Below are 1,506 nucleotides of genomic sequence, written 5' to 3' on the forward strand. Positions count from 1 at the left end.
CATGAAGCCGAACGGTGCCGCTATCAGTGTCAAAAGAATGGTTGGCGGTGGATAGAAGAATTGTAGATAGGCCGGGATGTGCGTCATCAGATGAGACGATTGCCATGACGCGAACCACGCTGGATCGTAGATGCGGGCGGCATTAGCGGTTGTTGCCAAATGACCGACCGGCCAGAACACTAGAAAATCATTACCGATGTCTGCCGACGACACGGCGTGATGCCACGGCGAAATCCCGATGAATGCGACGATCAGGACGTGGGTCAGCGAGCGGGCGTAGTTGAGCCAGAATGGCGATAGCGCGCCCAGGAGGACCCAGGGGGCGGCGCGTTTCGGTGACACGTCCCGGGTCAGGGCATCGGGGAGGTGGCGCCGCGCTCGTCCGCTCATATCGCTATTTTCATCAGCCTCTCGTAAGTCGTCATGATTGGATGTGGGTCGCCAGGGCTTTCAATAGGGTGAAATGATTGCAATCGGGTTAATGAGCGGCACGTCGCTCGACGGGGTCGATGCGGCGGTGGTCGAGACGGATGGCGAGGTTGTGACGCGGACCGGCAAGACGGCTGCGCTGATGTTCGAGGATGGGTTGCGGCTGCGGCTGCGGCGGTTGCTGGCGGCGGCGGCGGGTTTGGCTCCGGATGATCCCGAAGTGATCGCGGTGGGGCGGATCGTGGCGGATCGGCATGCCGAGGCGGTGGCGATGCTGGCGTGCCGGGCGGAGATCGTCGGGTTTCATGGGCAGACCATCCTGCATGATCCGGCGCGCGGGCGGAGTTGGCAGATCGGCGATGCCGCGCTTCTGGCGCATAAGGTGAGGCTGCCGGTCGCGTTCGATTTTCGCGGCGCCGATGTGGCGGCGGGTGGCGAGGGGGCGCCGCTGGCGCCGCTGTTCCATGCGGCGATGGCAGCCGATCTGGCCAAGCCGCTGCTGGTGGTGAATATCGGCGGGGTTGCGAATATCACGTTTCTCGGCGCGGACGGGACGGTGCTGGCGTGCGACACCGGGCCGGGCAATGGACCGCTCGATGATTGGGTGCGGCTTCATACCGGGGCGGCGTTCGATCGGGATGGGGCGCTGGCGGCCGCCGGCGTGGTGGACCAGGTTCGGCTGGCGCGGCTGATGGCGGATGGATATTTCGGGCGTCCGGCACCGAAATCGCTCGATCGGTTGCATTTTTCCGCCTTGGTCGAGGCCGTGACGGCGGGGTTGAGCCCGGCCGATGGCGCCGCAACTCTGGCGGCATTCACCGCGGCGTCCATTGCGGCGGCGCCACTGCCGCAGGTGCCGTTGCGCGTATTGGTGGCCGGCGGCGGGCGGCATAATCGGGCGATCATGAGGGCGTTGCAGACATGGTTTAAGGTGCCGGTGGCGCCGGTCGAGACGGTGGGTTGGGAGGGGGACGCGCTGGAAGCGCAGTGTTTCGGATTCCTGGCGGTGCGGACGCTGCGCGGCTTGCCGCTGTCGCTGCCGACGACCACCGGGGTGGCGGCACCGATGCCAGGTGG

Annotated in this window: 1 protein-coding gene and 1 pseudogene; one reads left to right on the plus strand and one right to left on the minus strand. The window is 65.7% G+C overall.

What is annotated here, in order from left to right:
• Positions 1-390: pseudogene (locus tag ACP5E6_RS19085) on the minus strand (hypothetical protein); the annotation flags it as partial.
• A 73-nt stretch (positions 391-463) separates the two neighbouring features.
• On the opposite strand from ACP5E6_RS19085, the gene ACP5E6_RS19090 reads away from it, so the two are divergent.
• On the plus strand, positions 464-1,506 hold a 1,043-nt coding region (locus tag ACP5E6_RS19090; protein ID WP_427957078.1), incomplete at its 3' end, for an anhydro-N-acetylmuramic acid kinase.

This window comes from Acidiphilium sp. (assembly GCF_049977125.1).
Classification (GTDB): domain Bacteria; phylum Pseudomonadota; class Alphaproteobacteria; order Acetobacterales; family Acetobacteraceae; genus Acidiphilium.